This is a genomic window from Agromyces binzhouensis (assembly GCF_042672355.1).
Taxonomy (GTDB): Bacteria; Actinomycetota; Actinomycetes; order Actinomycetales; family Microbacteriaceae; genus Agromyces; species Agromyces binzhouensis.
Genome location: NZ_JBHXVJ010000002.1, coordinates 354341 through 368114, shown reverse-complemented (window position 1 = coordinate 368114; position 13774 = coordinate 354341). Strand labels below are relative to the sequence as shown.

General features: G+C 72.4%; 14 protein-coding genes. 5 read left to right on the top strand and 9 right to left on the bottom strand.

Annotation, left to right across the window (positions count from 1 at the left end; translation table 11 throughout):
- Positions 1 to 8: 8 nt before the first annotated feature.
- The 4 genes from ACFVHK_RS05415 to ACFVHK_RS05400 all read right to left on the bottom strand — a co-directional run bounded on the left by ACFVHK_RS05415 (position 9) and on the right by ACFVHK_RS05400 (position 5461).
- Positions 9 to 1172: an acyl-CoA dehydrogenase family protein gene (locus ACFVHK_RS05415; protein ID WP_129235406.1), complete on the bottom strand. Its 1164-nt coding sequence runs from the start codon at positions 1170 to 1172 to the stop codon at positions 9 to 11.
- 8 nt (positions 1173 to 1180) lie between these two features.
- On the bottom strand, positions 1181 to 3178 hold the full coding sequence (locus ACFVHK_RS05410) for an acetyl/propionyl/methylcrotonyl-CoA carboxylase subunit alpha (protein WP_376927942.1): 1998 nt from the start codon (positions 3176 to 3178) through the stop codon (positions 1181 to 1183).
- Positions 3178 to 4785, bottom strand: a complete 1608-nt coding sequence (locus ACFVHK_RS05405; RefSeq protein WP_376927941.1) for a carboxyl transferase domain-containing protein — start codon at positions 4783 to 4785, stop codon at positions 3178 to 3180. Before ACFVHK_RS05405 ends, ACFVHK_RS05410 begins: the two co-directional genes overlap by 1 nt.
- A 109-nt stretch (positions 4786 to 4894) precedes the next feature.
- Entirely contained in the window at positions 4895 to 5461 is a 567-nt protein-coding gene (locus tag ACFVHK_RS05400) for a TetR/AcrR family transcriptional regulator (RefSeq protein ID WP_376927940.1), read from the bottom strand.
- Positions 5462 to 5518: 57 nt separating this feature from the next.
- On the opposite strand from ACFVHK_RS05400, the gene ACFVHK_RS05395 reads away from it, so the two are divergent.
- From ACFVHK_RS05395 to ACFVHK_RS05385, 3 genes are all read left to right on the top strand, one after another.
- The gene (locus ACFVHK_RS05395; protein WP_376927939.1) at positions 5519 to 6250 is read left to right on the top strand and encodes an MBL fold metallo-hydrolase; all 732 of its coding nucleotides are present in this window, start codon (positions 5519 to 5521) and stop codon (positions 6248 to 6250) included.
- A gap of 96 nt (positions 6251 to 6346) precedes the next feature.
- The gene (locus ACFVHK_RS05390) at positions 6347 to 6961 is read left to right on the top strand and encodes an SACE_7040 family transcriptional regulator (RefSeq protein ID WP_207207163.1); all 615 of its coding nucleotides are present in this window, start codon (positions 6347 to 6349) and stop codon (positions 6959 to 6961) included.
- Positions 6940 to 7425, top strand: a complete 486-nt coding sequence (locus tag ACFVHK_RS05385) for a GNAT family N-acetyltransferase (RefSeq protein WP_376927938.1) — start codon at positions 6940 to 6942, stop codon at positions 7423 to 7425. The genes ACFVHK_RS05390 and ACFVHK_RS05385 overlap by 22 nt, the downstream gene beginning before the upstream one ends.
- Positions 7426 to 7475: 50 nt before the next feature.
- Here ACFVHK_RS05385 and ACFVHK_RS05380 read toward each other — a convergent pair whose 3' ends face one another.
- The 5 genes from ACFVHK_RS05380 to pdhA form a co-directional block, all read right to left on the bottom strand.
- The gene (locus tag ACFVHK_RS05380) at positions 7476 to 7799 is read right to left on the bottom strand and encodes a histone-like nucleoid-structuring protein Lsr2 (RefSeq protein WP_376927937.1); all 324 of its coding nucleotides are present in this window, start codon (positions 7797 to 7799) and stop codon (positions 7476 to 7478) included.
- Positions 7800 to 8014: 215 nt separating this feature from the next.
- Entirely contained in the window at positions 8015 to 8359 is a 345-nt protein-coding gene (locus ACFVHK_RS05375) for a 4a-hydroxytetrahydrobiopterin dehydratase (protein WP_376927936.1), read from the bottom strand.
- A 185-nt stretch (positions 8360 to 8544) separates the two neighbouring features.
- Positions 8545 to 9984: a dihydrolipoamide acetyltransferase family protein gene (locus ACFVHK_RS05370; RefSeq protein ID WP_376927935.1), complete on the bottom strand. Its 1440-nt coding sequence runs from the start codon at positions 9982 to 9984 to the stop codon at positions 8545 to 8547.
- A complete protein-coding gene (locus tag ACFVHK_RS05365; RefSeq protein ID WP_129235355.1) occupies positions 9981 to 11000 on the bottom strand; it encodes an alpha-ketoacid dehydrogenase subunit beta in 1020 nt (339 codons plus the stop codon). The genes ACFVHK_RS05370 and ACFVHK_RS05365 overlap by 4 nt, the downstream gene beginning before the upstream one ends.
- Positions 10997 to 12118, bottom strand: coding sequence for a pyruvate dehydrogenase (acetyl-transferring) E1 component subunit alpha (pdhA, locus tag ACFVHK_RS05360; RefSeq protein WP_376927934.1), 1122 nt, complete (start codon positions 12116 to 12118; stop codon positions 10997 to 10999). The genes ACFVHK_RS05365 and pdhA overlap by 4 nt, the downstream gene beginning before the upstream one ends.
- A gap of 166 nt (positions 12119 to 12284) precedes the next feature.
- On the opposite strand from pdhA, the gene ACFVHK_RS05355 reads away from it, so the two are divergent.
- Both ACFVHK_RS05355 and ACFVHK_RS05350 read left to right on the top strand, forming a co-directional pair.
- Positions 12285 to 12743 (top strand): Lrp/AsnC family transcriptional regulator, encoded by a 459-nt coding sequence (locus ACFVHK_RS05355; RefSeq protein ID WP_129235357.1) that lies wholly within the window; start codon positions 12285 to 12287, stop codon positions 12741 to 12743.
- A 111-nt stretch (positions 12744 to 12854) separates the two neighbouring features.
- Positions 12855 to 13703 carry an SDR family NAD(P)-dependent oxidoreductase gene (locus ACFVHK_RS05350; RefSeq protein WP_376927933.1) on the top strand — a complete coding sequence of 283 codons (849 nt, stop codon included), beginning with the start codon at positions 12855 to 12857 and terminating at the stop codon, positions 13701 to 13703.
- Positions 13704 to 13774: the final 71 nt, after the last annotated feature.

The window sequence follows — 13774 nt, the reverse complement described above, 5'->3', positions numbered from 1 at the left end:
CGCGCCGCCTACGCGGCCAGCCCGAGCTCGCGCGCGATGACCATGAGCTGCACCTCGTTCGTGCCCTCGCCGATCTCCAGGATCTTCGAGTCACGGTAGTGCCTGGCCACGGTCGTCTCGTTCATGAAGCCCATGCCGCCGAAGATCTGGGTCGCGTCGCGGGCGTTGAGCATCGCCGCGTCGCTCGAGACGAGCTTCGCGATCGCCGCCTCCTTCTTGAACGGCAGCCCTGCGTCGGCGCGCCGCGCCGCGTCGTGCCAGGCGAGGCGGGCGGTGTGCACGCGGGCCTGCATGCCGGCGATGGTGAACGCGATGTACTGGTGGCTCGCGATCGGCACGCCGAAGACGTTGCGGGTCTTCGCGTAGGCCAGGGCCTCGTCGAGGCAGCCCTGCGCCGCGCCCGTCGCGAGCGCGGCGATCGCGATGCGGCCCTCGTCGAGCGCCTGCAGGAAGTTCGCGAAGCCGCGCCCGCGCTCGCCGAGCAGGTTCGCGGCCGGCACCCGGACGTCGTCGAAGGTCAGCGGATGGGTGTCCGAGGCGCGCCATCCGGACTTGTCGTAGCCGGGCCCGACGGTGAACCCGGGGGTGCCGTTCGGCACGATGATGGTGGAGAGCTCCTTCGCAGTGGAGCCGTCGGGACGCGTGCGCTCCCCCGTCACGGCGGTGACGGTGACGAACGAGGTGATCGGCGTGCCCGAGTTGGTGATGAACTGCTTGGATCCGTTCACGACCCACTCGTCGCCGTCGAGGACGGCCGTCGTGCGGGTCGCGCCGGCGTCGGAACCGGCCTCGGGCTCGGTCAGGCCGAAGCCGGCGAGGGCGCGACCTGCCACGAGGTCCGGCAGGAACTCCGCCTTCTGCTCGTCGGTGCCGTGGCGGAAGATCGGCATGGCACCGAGGCCGACGCCGGCCTCGAGGGTGATCGCGACCGACTGGTCGACCCGGGCGAGCGCTTCGATCGCGAGGCACAGCGCCATGTAGTCGCCGCCCTGCCCTCCGACCTCCTCGGGGAACGGCAGGCCGAAGAGCCCGAGCTCGCCCATCTGCGCGACGACGTCCATCGAGAGCTCGTGCGTGCGATCGGCCTCGTACGCCTGCGGGGCCACGACGGTGTCGGCGAACTCGCAGACCATGTCGTACAGCTGCTGTTCCTCGTCGGTCAGGTCGTGCATGGTGCTCCTCATTCCTGGTGGGATGCGTTCGGGACGGCGGCGTCGTGTGCGCCGCCCCGGGGTCGTTCGTCGGATGCCGCGGAGTCGGCCCCGTCATCGTCGGTGCCGGGTTCGACGCGCGCGACGACCTGGTCGCGCGCGACCTGATCGCCGACGGCGACGCGGATGCGCGCGACTCCGGCGACGGTCGCGGTGACGCGATGCTCCATCTTCATGGCCTCGATCGCGAGCACGGCCTGTCCGGCCGCGACGCGGTCGCCGTCCGCGACGAGCAGCGTCGTGACGCTGCCGGGCATGGGCGCGCGCAGCTCGGGATCGGCGCTCCCGCCGCGCTCGAGCAGGGCGAGGCGCGCGTCGAGCGCGGCCCGTCGGTCGAGGCGTGCGAACGACGCGGTGCGGCCGTCCAGGTGCACCCACACCGTGCCGTCGTCGGAGGTCGCGACGGTCGAGCGGCCGCCGTCGGCGCGCACGGATCCCGGCGATTCGGGCCCTGCGGCGATCCGCCAGCCGCGGGCGCGGTGCCACGCGTGGTCGCCGGCCGCCGCGGCACGCGCGTTCCGCTCGCGCGCGGCGCGGGCGACCTGCTCGAGCGGATCGGACGTCGAACCCGTCGCCGGATCGCTCCCGGCGTCCGCGATCGCACCCGCTGCGGTCGCCTCGGGAAGGCGGTCGATCAGCCCGGTGTCCAGGTGCCCGGCGCGCACGTCGGGGTGCGCGAGGAGCGTCCGCAGGAACGCCACGTTCGTCTCGACGCCCAACAGCACCGTGTCGGCGAGTGCGGCATCGAGCCGTTCGAGCGCCTCGTCGCGGTCGTCTCCGTGGGCGATGACCTTGGCGATCATGGGGTCGTAGTCGGCCGTGATGCGCTGGCCCTCGCGGATGCCCGCGTCGACGCGTACGCCCTCCCCGGACGGTGCACGCCATGCGAGCACGTCGCCGGTCGACGGCAGGAACCCGCGCTCGGGGCTCTCCGCGTAGACGCGGGCCTCGATCGCATGCCCGGTCATGCGCACGTCGTGCTGCCCGATCGCGAGCGGCTCGCCCGACGCGATGCGCAACTGCTGCTCGACGAGGTCGACGCCCGTGACGAGCTCGGTGACCGGGTGCTCGACCTGGAGGCGGGTGTTCATCTCGATGAAGAAGAACTCGTCGGGGGCGGCGTCCGAGACCAGGAACTCGACGGTGCCGGCGCCGAGGTAGTCCACGCTGCGGGCGGCGTCGCACGCCGCGGCGCCGATGCGCTCGCGCGTCGCGGCGTCGAGCAGCGGTGACGGCGCCTCTTCGACGACCTTCTGGTGGCGGCGCTGGAGGGAGCACTCGCGTTCGCCCAGGTGGATCACGTTCCCGTGCGCGTCGGCGAGGACCTGCACCTCGATGTGGCGAGGACGTTCGACGAAGCGTTCGAGCAGGAGCGTGTCGTCGCCGAACGCGGCACGGGCCACGCGCCGGGCCGCGGGCAGCGCGTGCTCGAGCTCCGCCTGGTCGCGCGCGACCTGCATGCCCTTGCCGCCGCCGCCGGCGGACGGCTTCACGAGGATCGGGAACCCGACGAGCGGCGCCGCGTCGAGGAGTTCGTCGTCGGTCGCCTCGGGCTCGCTGACCCCGGGCACGACGGGCACGCCCGACGCCTCGACGTGCCGCTTCGCACGGATCTTGTCGCCCATGACCTCGAGTGCGAGCGCTCCCGGCCCGACGAAGACGATGCCGGCCTCGGCGCAGGCGCGGCCGAACGCCGCGTTCTCCGACAGGAAGCCGTAGCCCGGGTGGATCGCCTGCGCACCCGTGGCGAGCGCGGCGCGCACGATGCGCGCGGGGTCGAGGTAGCTCTCGGCCGCCGGGGCCGGACCGATGCGCACGGCCTCGTCGGCGAGCGCGACGTGCGGCGCCCCGGCGTCGGCGTCGGAGTACACGGCGATCGCGTGGATTCCGAGGCGCTTCAGCGTGCGGATGATCCGGACGGCGATCTCGCCGCGGTTGGCCACGAGGACACGGTCGAACATTCCCATCACATCCTGAACAGGCCGAAGCGGGGCTCGGGCAGCGGGGTGCGGCTGGCGAGCTCGAGGGCGAGCGCGAGCACGGTGCGGGTGTCGCCGGGCGCGATGACGCCGTCGTCCCACAACCGCGACGTGGAGTGGTACGGGCTTCCCTGTGCGTCGTACTGCGCGCGGACCGGCGCCCTGAATGCCTCCTCGGCGTCGGCGGACCAGTCCTCGCCGCGCACGGCCATCTGGTCGCGCTTGACGGTCGAGAGCACGGATGCCGCCTGCTCGCCGCCCATGACGGAGATCCGCGCGTTGGGCCACATCCAGAGGAAGCGGGGCGAGTACGCCCGGCCGCACATCGAGTAGTTGCCGGCGCCGAAGGAGCCGCCGATCACGACCGTGAACTTCGGCACGCGGGTCGTGGCCACCGCGGTGACCATCTTGGCGCCGTGCTTGGCGATGCCGCCGGCCTCGGCGTCGCGGCCGACCATGAAGCCCGAGATGTTCTGGAGGAACACCAGCGGGATCCCCCGCTGGTCGCAGAGTTCGATGAAGTGCGCGCCCTTCATGGCGGACTCGCTGAAGAGCACGCCGTTGTTCGCCACGATGCCGACGGGGTGCCCGTCGATCCAGGCGAAGCCGGTGACGAGCGTGTCGCCGTACTCCTTCTTGAACTCGTGGAACTCGCTGCCGTCGACGAGTCGGGCGATGACCTCCCGCACGTCGTAGGGCTGCTGCACGTCGACGGGCACGGCCGCCGTGAGGGTCGACGGGTCGACCGCGGGCTCGCGCGGCTCGCGCACGGCCCATGCGCGCTGGGGCACGGGCGGCAGGGTCGTGAGGATGTCGCGGACGATCTCGAGCGCGTGCTCGTCGTCCTCGGCGAGGTGGTCGGTGACGCCCGAGGTGCGGGCGTGCAGCTCGCCGCCGCCGAGCTCCTCGGGGGTGACGACCTCGCCGATCGCGGCCTTCACGAGCGGCGGGCCCCCGAGGAAGATCGTGCCCTGGTCGCGCACGATCACGGTCTCGTCGCTCATCGCCGGGACGTACGCGCCGCCGGCCGTGCACGAGCCCATGACCGCCGCGATCTGGGGGATCCGCCTCGCGGAGAGGTTGGCCTGGTTGTAGAAGATGCGTCCGAAGTGGTCGCGGTCGGGGAACACCTCGTCCTGCTTGGGCAGGAACGCGCCTCCGGAGTCGACGAGGTAGACGCACGGCAGGCGGTTCTCGAGGGCGACCTCCTGCGCGCGCAGGTGCTTCTTGACGGTCATCGGATAGTAGGTGCCGCCCTTGACGGTCGCGTCGTTGCAGACGACCATGACCGGGCGCCCGTGCACGAGGCCGACGCCCGCGATGACGCCTGCGGCGGGCGTGTCGTCGTCGTACAGGTCGCCCGCGGCGAGCGGCGCGAGCTCGAGGAAGGGGCTGCCCTCGTCGAGCAGTCGGTCGACGCGGTCGCGCGGGAGCAGCTTGCCGCGCGCGACGTGGCGGTCGCGGGATGCGTCGGGCCCGCCGAGGGCGGCGACGCGGAGCCGCTCGCGAAGCTCCTCGACCAGGACGGCGTGCGCGTCGGCGTTGGCGCGCGCGGCGTCGGACGCCGCGTCGACCGCGCTCGTGATGGTGTGCATCCGCTCCCGTTCCGCCTCTCCGTCGTGGCGTGCGTGCGATCGCTTCGGTGAACGTTCGCTAACCGGGATTCATGTTAGCGACCATTCACCGAGTTCCGCAAGCCGACGCTCACGCGGGCGCGGCGAGGGCGCGGACGAGGTGGTCGAGTCCGTACGACCAGGCATCGTCGACCGAGCCGCCGAGGCGGAACGCCCCCGCGAGCTCCATGCTCGTGAAGCCGTGCATCCACGCGGTGATCGTGCGCGCGGAATCGAGCGCACGTGCCTCGCCCGAGAGCCTGCGCGCCGCCTCGAGGATCGGCGCGCTCGCCCGCTCCATGGCGGATCCGCGCGCCCGCGACGATTCGGGCAGCGGCCCGAAGACGAGGCCGTAGCCGTGCGGGTTCTCGCGCGCGAACCGGCGGGCGGATGCCGCGATCGCACGCACCGCGTCGGCCGCGTCGGGCTCGGCGGCGAGCACCCGTTCCATCCGCTCCCCGAGCTCGACCGCGACGTCCTCCGCGACGAGCCGCACGAGCGCGTCGCGGTCGCGCAGGTGCTTGTAGAGCGACGGCGCCCGCACGCCGAGTCCGGCGGCGACGGCCTGCATCGTGAGGCCCTGCTGACCGTCGCGCTCGAGGATCAGGCGGGCCTCGGCTCGCAACGCATCATGCGTGACCTTCGCGGGTGCCGGCATGTCCGCCTCCTTCATGGCTATTGACACTAGCCATCATAGCTATGTATCGTAGCCATCATGCAACTCTCACCGGGACTCCGGCGCGTCGGCAACGAGATCGTCGCGTCCTACCTCTTCATCGACGGGCGCGGCGTGACCGTCGTCGACGCGGGGCTCGCCGGGCACTACGGCGACCTGGTCGCCGAACTCGCCGACGCGGGCCTCACGATCGACGACGTGCGCGCGGTCATCCTCACGCACGGCGACACCGACCACCTCGGCTTCGCCGAGCGCCTCCGCCGCGACCACGGCGTGCCCGTCTACGTGCACGCCGCCGACCTCGACCGGGCGAAGGGGGGCGACAGGCCCGCCGCCTCGTTCGGCCGCGGCATCCGCCCCTGGCCGGTCGTGCGCTTCTTCGCCTACGCCCTCGCGAAGGGCGGCGCGAGGACCGAGTACCTCGCCGATGCCCGCACGCTCGAGGGCGGCGAGCACCTCGCCGACCTTCCCGGGTCGCCCGAGATCATCGCCATGCCCGGTCACTCGCCGGGCAGCATCGCGGTCCACTCCCCCGCACTCGGCGCGATCGCCGTCGGCGACGCCCTCACCACCCGCCACGTGCTCACGGGCCGCCGGGGCCCGCAGCCGGCTCCGTTCACCGACTCGCCCGACGCAGCGCTCGACTCGCTCGACCGGCTCGCGGCGACGGATGCCGATTGGGTGCTGCCCGGCCACGGGACCCCCTGGAACCGCGGGGCGGCGGAGGCCGTGCGACTCGTCCGAGAGGCCGCCGCGGCGACGGCGCGCTGAGCGCCCGGCAGTCTGGCATCGGGCTCGGTGCCGAAGTCGCCGAGCCCGCATCGCGCTTGCCGCCCGCTCCCATGTCGGTTAGTGTGCATTCACCGAATGCCCCGGAGGTGCCCCCTGTCCGAGACGCTCACCGAGCGCGGCCGCGCCAAGGCCGATCGTCGCGCGGCGCTGCTCACCGCGGCCGCACGGCTGTTCGCCGAGCGCGGCTACCCCGGCGTGACGCTCGAGGAACTCGGACAGGCCGCCGGCGTGTCGGGGCCCGCCGTCTACCGCCACTTCCCGGGCAAGGCCGCGGTGCTCGCCGCGATCCTCCTCGACGCCAGCCGGGGCCTGCTCGACGGCGGCCGTCGCACGGTCGATGAGGTCGCCGCGCCCGACGAGGCGCTCCGCGCCCTCATCCGCTTCCACGTCGACTTCGCGCTCGCGAACGCCGACGTCATCCGCGTGCAGGATCGCGACCTCGACAGCCTCGGCGACGCCGACGCGCACGAGGTCCGTCGCCTGCAGCGCTCCTACGTCGAACTGTGGGTGGGCGTGCTCGCCCGCCTGAGGCCCGACCGGGCCGAATCCGAGTTGCGCATCCGGGCACACGCCGCCTTCGGACTGATCAACTCGACCCCCCACAGCGCCCGCATCCATGGGCGCCGACCCGCGGACAGGGTGGTCCGCAGCATCCTGGAGGACATGGCATGGTCGAGCCTCACGTCGTGACCCTGCGCGCGACCCGCGCGGGCGATCTCGACGAGTTGTTCCGAATCCGACTCGATCCCGAGGCGAACCGCATGGCGGCGTTCACGGCCGCGGATCCATCGGATCGCGCGGCCTTCGACGCGCACTGGGCGAAGCTGTTCGCCCGCGAGGACGTCGATGCGCGGACCGTCCGCTGCGACGGCCGCATCGTCGGCAGCGTCGCCCGGTGGATCGACGACGAGACGCGCGCCCCCGAGATCACGTACTGGATCGATCGAGACGAGTGGGGTCGCGGGATCGCGACGCGAGCCGTGAGGCTGTTCCTCGACACGCAGCCGCGACCGGTGCGCGCTCGTGCCGCAGCCGACAACTCGGCATCCATCGCGGTGCTCGACAAGCTCGGCTTCGTCGAGGTGGGTCGTGACCGCGCCTACGCCGACGCCCGCGGCGCCGAGATCGACGAGGTCGTGCTCGAACTGCGATGAGCCGGCGGCGCCGCCGGCGTGCGGTGCCGGCAGCGGTCGCGCGACTCGGCTCAGCGGTTGCGGTAGAGCTCCATGAGCGGCGCGGGGATGCGGCCGCGGTCGGACACCTGGTGGCCGTTCGAGCGCAGCCACTCGCGCGCGTCCTTGGTGTCGCCGGCGCCGGCCGAGCCGCCACGGCGACGCGTCGCGCCGCCGCGCGCCGCGGTCTTGCGCGCCGCGCCGATGTAGGGCGCGAGTGCCGCCTCGAGCTTGTCGATGTTCGCCGAGGAGAGGTCGATGGAGTACTGGTCGCCGTCGAATGCGAACGACAGGGTCCGGTCGGCGTCGCTGCCGTCGAGATCGTCGATGAGCGTCTCGACCACGCGCTTTGCCATTGTGCACTTCCGTTTCTGCGGTGGGTTCCGCGGGATTCTCTGGGTGACGGGCTATTCCGAGCATAAGGACGAATCCATGGGAATTGCTCGAATTCACGCCGGATGTGGAGAATTCTCCGTCGACTTGACAATTGGTCGAATTCACGGCAACGGCTCCTCGACCCGCGACACCCGGAATCACGGCGAGGTGCCGGCATGCGACGCCCGAGTGCGGCTCAGCTCGCCACAGCCCCCTGCTCGGCCGCGATCTCGCCGATCCGTCGCGCGAGCGCGACATCACGGGCGGTCACCCCGCCGACATCGTGCGACAGGAGATCGAATTCGATTCGGCCCCATCCGAGATGCACATCCGGATGGTGATTCATCGAATCCGCCTGGACCGCGACGGTATCGAGCAGGCGCACGGCGCCGGCGAAATCCGCGGTGCGGAATTCGGCGGTCAGCCGTTCGCCGTCGTGGCGGAATCCGGAGCCCTCGAGGTCGGTCGCGACATCCTCGCGGGACAGCAGCGTATGACGGTCCATCCGGCCATGCTGCTCGCCCGCCGGGCCGCCCGCCACCCCCCTCTCCTGTGAACGGGAGGAACTTCCTCGCGCGCCGCGGCGCGTCGCGCAGCGACACGCCGGGCCGGTCGGAGAAGTTCCTCCCGTCGGGGACAGGGCGATCCGTCGAAGGACAGGGCGATCCGTCGAGGGACAGGGCGATCGGTCGAAGGACAGGGTGATCCGTCGAGGGACGGCGTGCCTCAGATCATCGTGAGCGAGAGGCCGGGGTCGCGCAGGATCCGACCGATGTCGGACAGGAACCGCGACCCCTGCTCGCCGTCGACCAGCCGATGGTCGAACGAGAGCGAGAGCGTCATCACGTCGCGGAGCGCGATCTCGCCGCGGTGCTCCCACGGCGTGCGGCGCACCGCGCCCATCGCGAGGATCGCCGCCTCGCCCGGGTTGAGGATCGGCGTGCCCGCGTCGATCCCGAACACGCCGATGTTCGTGATCGAGATGGTGCCGCCGGACAGGTCCGCCGGCGCCGTCCGACCCGCGCGTGCGGTCTCGGCGAGCCGGGCGATGGCATCCGCGAGCTCGAGGAGCGTCATCCGCCCGGCATCCTTGACGTTCGGGACGACGAGCCCGCGCTCGGTCGCCGCGGCGATGCCCAGGTTCACTCCGCCGAAGCGCACGATCTCCTGCGCGTCCTCGTCCCAGCGCGAGTTGAGCTCGGGCGTGCGGCCCGCGGCGATGCAGAGCGCCTTGGCGACGACCGTGAGCGGCGTCACCTTGTGACCCGAGTAGGCACGGTCGGCACGGATGCCGGCGAGCAGCTCCATCGTCGCCGTCACGTCGACCGTGAGGAACTCGGTGACGTGCGGTGCCGTGAACGCGCTGCGGACCATCGCGGCCGCCGTGTGCTTCCGGACGCCCCTGATCGGGATGCGCGTCTCGGCGGGCGCGGCCTCGCGTGCGGCGCGCGTCGGTTCCGATACGGCTTCCGCCGGGGCGTCCGTGCCGGCGGATGCCGCGGCCTCGACGTCCGATCGCGTGATGAGTCCGCGTTCGCCGGTGCCGACGACCCGTTCGAGGTCGACGCCGAGGTCACGTGCGAGCTTGCGCACGGGCGGGGTCGATCGCGGTCGTTCGCCGCGGCCCGTGTCGTCCCCTCCGCCGGAACCGCCCGCGTGCGTCGCCGTGTCGGGTTCGATGCGATCGTGCTCCGGCGGCGCCGGAACGAGGTCGTCCCGGAGCGCCGAACCGCCGAGTCGCCGGGCGCGACGCTTCGGCCCGCGCTCGGCGCCCGCGCCGTAGCCGACCAGCGTGGGCTCGCGCGTCTCGGCGGGTTCGGCCGGCGCGGGGGCGGCCTCGCGTGCGGACGCGGCGCCCGCGGACGTGCCGGTGGCCGACGCGGCCTCCGTCGTCGACTCGGCCGGCGCCGCGGCGTCGCCGCCGCCCGTGTCGCACGAGAACAGCTTCTCGCCGACGTTCACGGTCTCGCCCTCGGCCGCGTGCAACGCGGTCACGGTCCCCTCGAAGGGCGAGGGCAGCTCGACGACCGCCTTCGCGGTCTCGACGTCGGCGATGATCTGGTTGAGTTCGACGTGGTCGCCGACCTGGACGCGCCAGGCCACGATCTCGGACTCGGTGAGTCCCTCGCCGAGGTCGGGCAGCGCGAAGTCGCGGATGGTGCTCACGCGTCCACCTCCGTCACGTCCGAGAGGGAGTTCGGCCGGCCGAGGGCTCGGTCGACGCCGTCGAGGATCCGATCGAGGTCGGGCAGGTGGTGCTGCTCGAGCTTGGCCGGCGGGTACGGGATGTCGTGCCCGGTCACGCGCACGGGAGCGGCCTCGAGGTACTCGAAGCAGCGCTCGGTGATCGCGGCGGCGATCTCGGCGCCGACGCCGCCCTGCTCGCCGGCCTCGTGCGCGACGACGAGCCGCCCGGTGCGGCGCACCGAGGACTCGATCGTCGCGTAGTCGACGGGTGCGAGCGAGCGCAGGTCGATGACCTCGATCGACACGCCCTCCTCCGCGGCGGCGGTCGCGGCGTCCTTCGCGGTCTGCACGAGCGCGCCGTACGTGACGAGCGTCACGTCGTCGCCCGCGGCGACCGTCGTCGCGACGCCCATCGGCCGCGCGTCGGCGAGGTTCGCGTCGAGGTCGACCTCGCCCTTGACGTGGTATCGGCGCTTCGGCTCGAGGAAGATCACCGGGTCGTCGCTCGCGATCGCCTGGCGGATCATCACGTACGCGTCGGCGGGGTTCGAGCACGCCACGACGCGCAGTCCGGCCGTGTGCGTGAAGTACGCCTCGGGCGACTCGGAGTGGTGCTCGGCCGCGCCGATGCCGCCGCCGAACGGGATGCGGACGACGATCGGCATCCGCACCGTCCCGCGCGAGCGGTAGTGCAGCTTCGCGACCTGCGTGACGATCTGGTCGAACGAGGGGTACACGAAGCCGTCGAACTGGATCTCGACCACGGGTCGGAACCCGCGATAGGCCAGGCCGACGGCCGTGCCCATGATGCCGGCCTCGGAGAGCGGGGTGTCGACGACCCGGTGCTCGCCGAACTCGGCCTGGAGGCCGTCGGTGATGCGGAACACGCCGCCGAGGGTGCCGATGTCCTCGCCCATGAGCACGACCTTGTCGTCCTCGGCGAGGGCTCGGCGCAGTCCCTCGTTGATCGCCTTGCCGAAGGTGATGGTCGTCATCGCTCCCCCTCCTCGTCGAACATGGCCAGGTACCGCGCGTAGCGCTCGCGCTGGCGCTCGAGGTGGCTGTTGGGTTCGGCGTACACGTGGTCGAACACGCTCATGGGCTCCGGGTCGGGGATCGCCGTGAGGCCGGCGCGGAGCTCTGCCGCGGCGCGGTCGGCCGCGGCCTTCGCGTCGGCGTCGACGGCGTCGATGTCGGCACCGGATGCCGCGATCAGCGCGTGCAGGCGCGTGATCGGGTCGCGCTCGCGCCACGCGGCGAGCTCGTCGTCGGTGCGGTAGCGCTTGGGGTCGTCGGCCGTGGTGTGCGGGCCCATGCGGTAGGTCACGGCCTCGATGAACGCGGGGCCTTCGCCCCTGCGCGCACGGTCGAGCGCCCAGCGGGTGACGGCGAGCACCGCGAGCACGTCGTTGCCGTCGACGCGGATGCCGGGCATGCCGAAGCCGTCGGCGCGCCGCGCGAGCGGCTGCTTGGACTGCAGCCCGACCGGCTCGGAGATCGCCCAGCCGTTGTTCTGGCAGAAGAACACGACGGGCGCATCGAAGGTCGAGGCGAACACGAGTGCCTCGTTCACGTCGCCCTCGCTCGTCGCGCCGTCGCCGAAGTAGGCGATCGACGCCGCGTCGGAGTCCTCCCACCTGGCGCCCATGGCCCAGCCGACCGCGTGCAGCGACTGTGCGCCGATGATGATCTGCGGGATCGCCATGCGCTTCTCGAAGGGGTTCCAACCGGATGCCGCGGAGCCGCGCCACACGCTGAGCAGTTCGTCGGGGCGGACGCCGCGCAACCACGCCACCGCGTGCTCGCGGTAGCTGGAGAACACGAAGTCGTCGTCGTGCAGTGCGCGGGCGGAGCCGATCTGGGCGGCCTCCTGGCCGGCGAGCGGCGGCCACAGGCCGAGCTCGCCCTGGCGCTGCAGCGCGGTGGCCTCGGAGTCGAGACGGCGGACCACGACCATGTCGCGGTGCAGGTCGATGAGTGCGTCGCGGTCGACGTCGGCGACCCACGGATCGAACTCGGGGTTCGCGTGGCGACCGCCGGTCGCGTCGAGGAGTCGGACGAGGTCGTCGGGGCGGGTGAGCAGCCCGGTCGCCTCTCGGTCGGAAGGGGTCATCGTCGAACCTCCGTGTCGGCTCGGCCGCCTTGTGGGCAGCCTCGCACCGGCGCCGATGCCGGGTACTCGCAGGGTACGACGATCTGGCATTCGGCTCAAGCAACGACGCTCGGATTGAGCATGTTGCATAGTGCCACGGGGGATGCGGGTGCTAACGTGTGTCGATATGACCGGCTACGACCCTGTCGACCGAGCACTGCTCAGTGCCCTCGCCACCGACCCCCGGGCGACGGTCGTCGCGCTCGCCGAACGGCTTCGGATGAGCCGGAACACCGTCCAGGCGCGGATGGCCCGGCTGGAGTCATCCGGCGCGTTCCTCTCGTTCGAGCGGAGCATCGATCCGAGCCCGCTCGGCTACCCGCTCGAGGCGTTCGTGGCGGTGCACGCGCGGCAGAAGGTGCTCGCCGAGGTCGTCGACGCGCTCTCCGAGATCCCCGAGGTGATCCAGGCGCACGGCCTCTCCGGCCAGATCGACCTGCTCGTGCGGGTCGTCTGCCGCGACGCGCACGACCTGTTCCGCATCGACGAGGCGATCCTCGCGATCGAGGGCGTCGAGCGCACTGAGACCTCGCTCGCGATGGGCGAGCTCATCCCCTTCCGATTGCGGCCGCTGCTCGAGCACTGACGATGATGTGGCGCGGGGGCGACGCGGCCGATCGCGCACGCCGCTCGGGTTTGGATCGGCGCGCCGGTCGTGTCAGGGTGGACTGCCCGAAACACCCCGCGAAGGAGCACCATGTCCCGGCGACGCCCCCTGCAGCTCGACGGACGACTCGCCGTCGTCACCGGAGCCGGAAGCGGAATGGGCCGGGCGTCGGCCGAGCTGCTGGCCTCGCGCGGGTGCTCGCTCGCGGTGGTCGACCGCGACCCCGATGCGCTCGGATCGCTCGCGACCGACCTTCGCGGCCGCGGGGTCGCCGTCAGCGCCCACACGATCGACCTCGCCGACCTCGACGCCGTGGCGTCCCTGCCCGTCGCGGTCGCCGCGGCGCACGAGCAGGCGCCGAGCATCCTGCTCAACTGCGCGGGCGTGTCGATGCTCGGCAGCTTCGACCAGGCGACGCTCGACGAGTTCCGCTGGGTGGTCGACATCAACCTGTGGGGCACGGTCGCGATGACGAAGGCCTTCCTGCCGGCGCTCGCGTCGGCGGGCGACGCGCACATCGCCAACGTGTCGAGCCTGTACGGGCTCGCCGCACCGTCGGGTCGCGTCCCCTACGTCACCTCGAAGTTCGCCGTGCGCGGCTTCACCGATGCGCTCCGCCACGAGCTCGAGACGACGGACGTCACCGTGTCGGCGATCTACCCGGGCGGCGTGCAGACCGGGATCATCCACCATGCCCGCGTCGCGGCCGCCGTCGCGCCGGGCGCTGCCGCGCGCGCCGCCGATGCGCAGTCCGCGCTCTACCGCACCACCCCGGCCCAGGCCGCCGAGCGCATCGTCGACGGCATCGTGCGACGACGCCCGCGCGTGTTCATCGGACGCGACTCGCGTCTCAGCGACCTCGTCACCCGCGTCGCACCCGTCGGCTACTGGAACGTCATGCGCGGCATCGTCGCGGCCGCGGGCGACACGCGCAGCTAGCGCGCGATCCCAGCCGCCTGCGGGCCGGACGCGCGGCGTGCCCGTCGCCGGCCCCGGACGACGGATGCCCG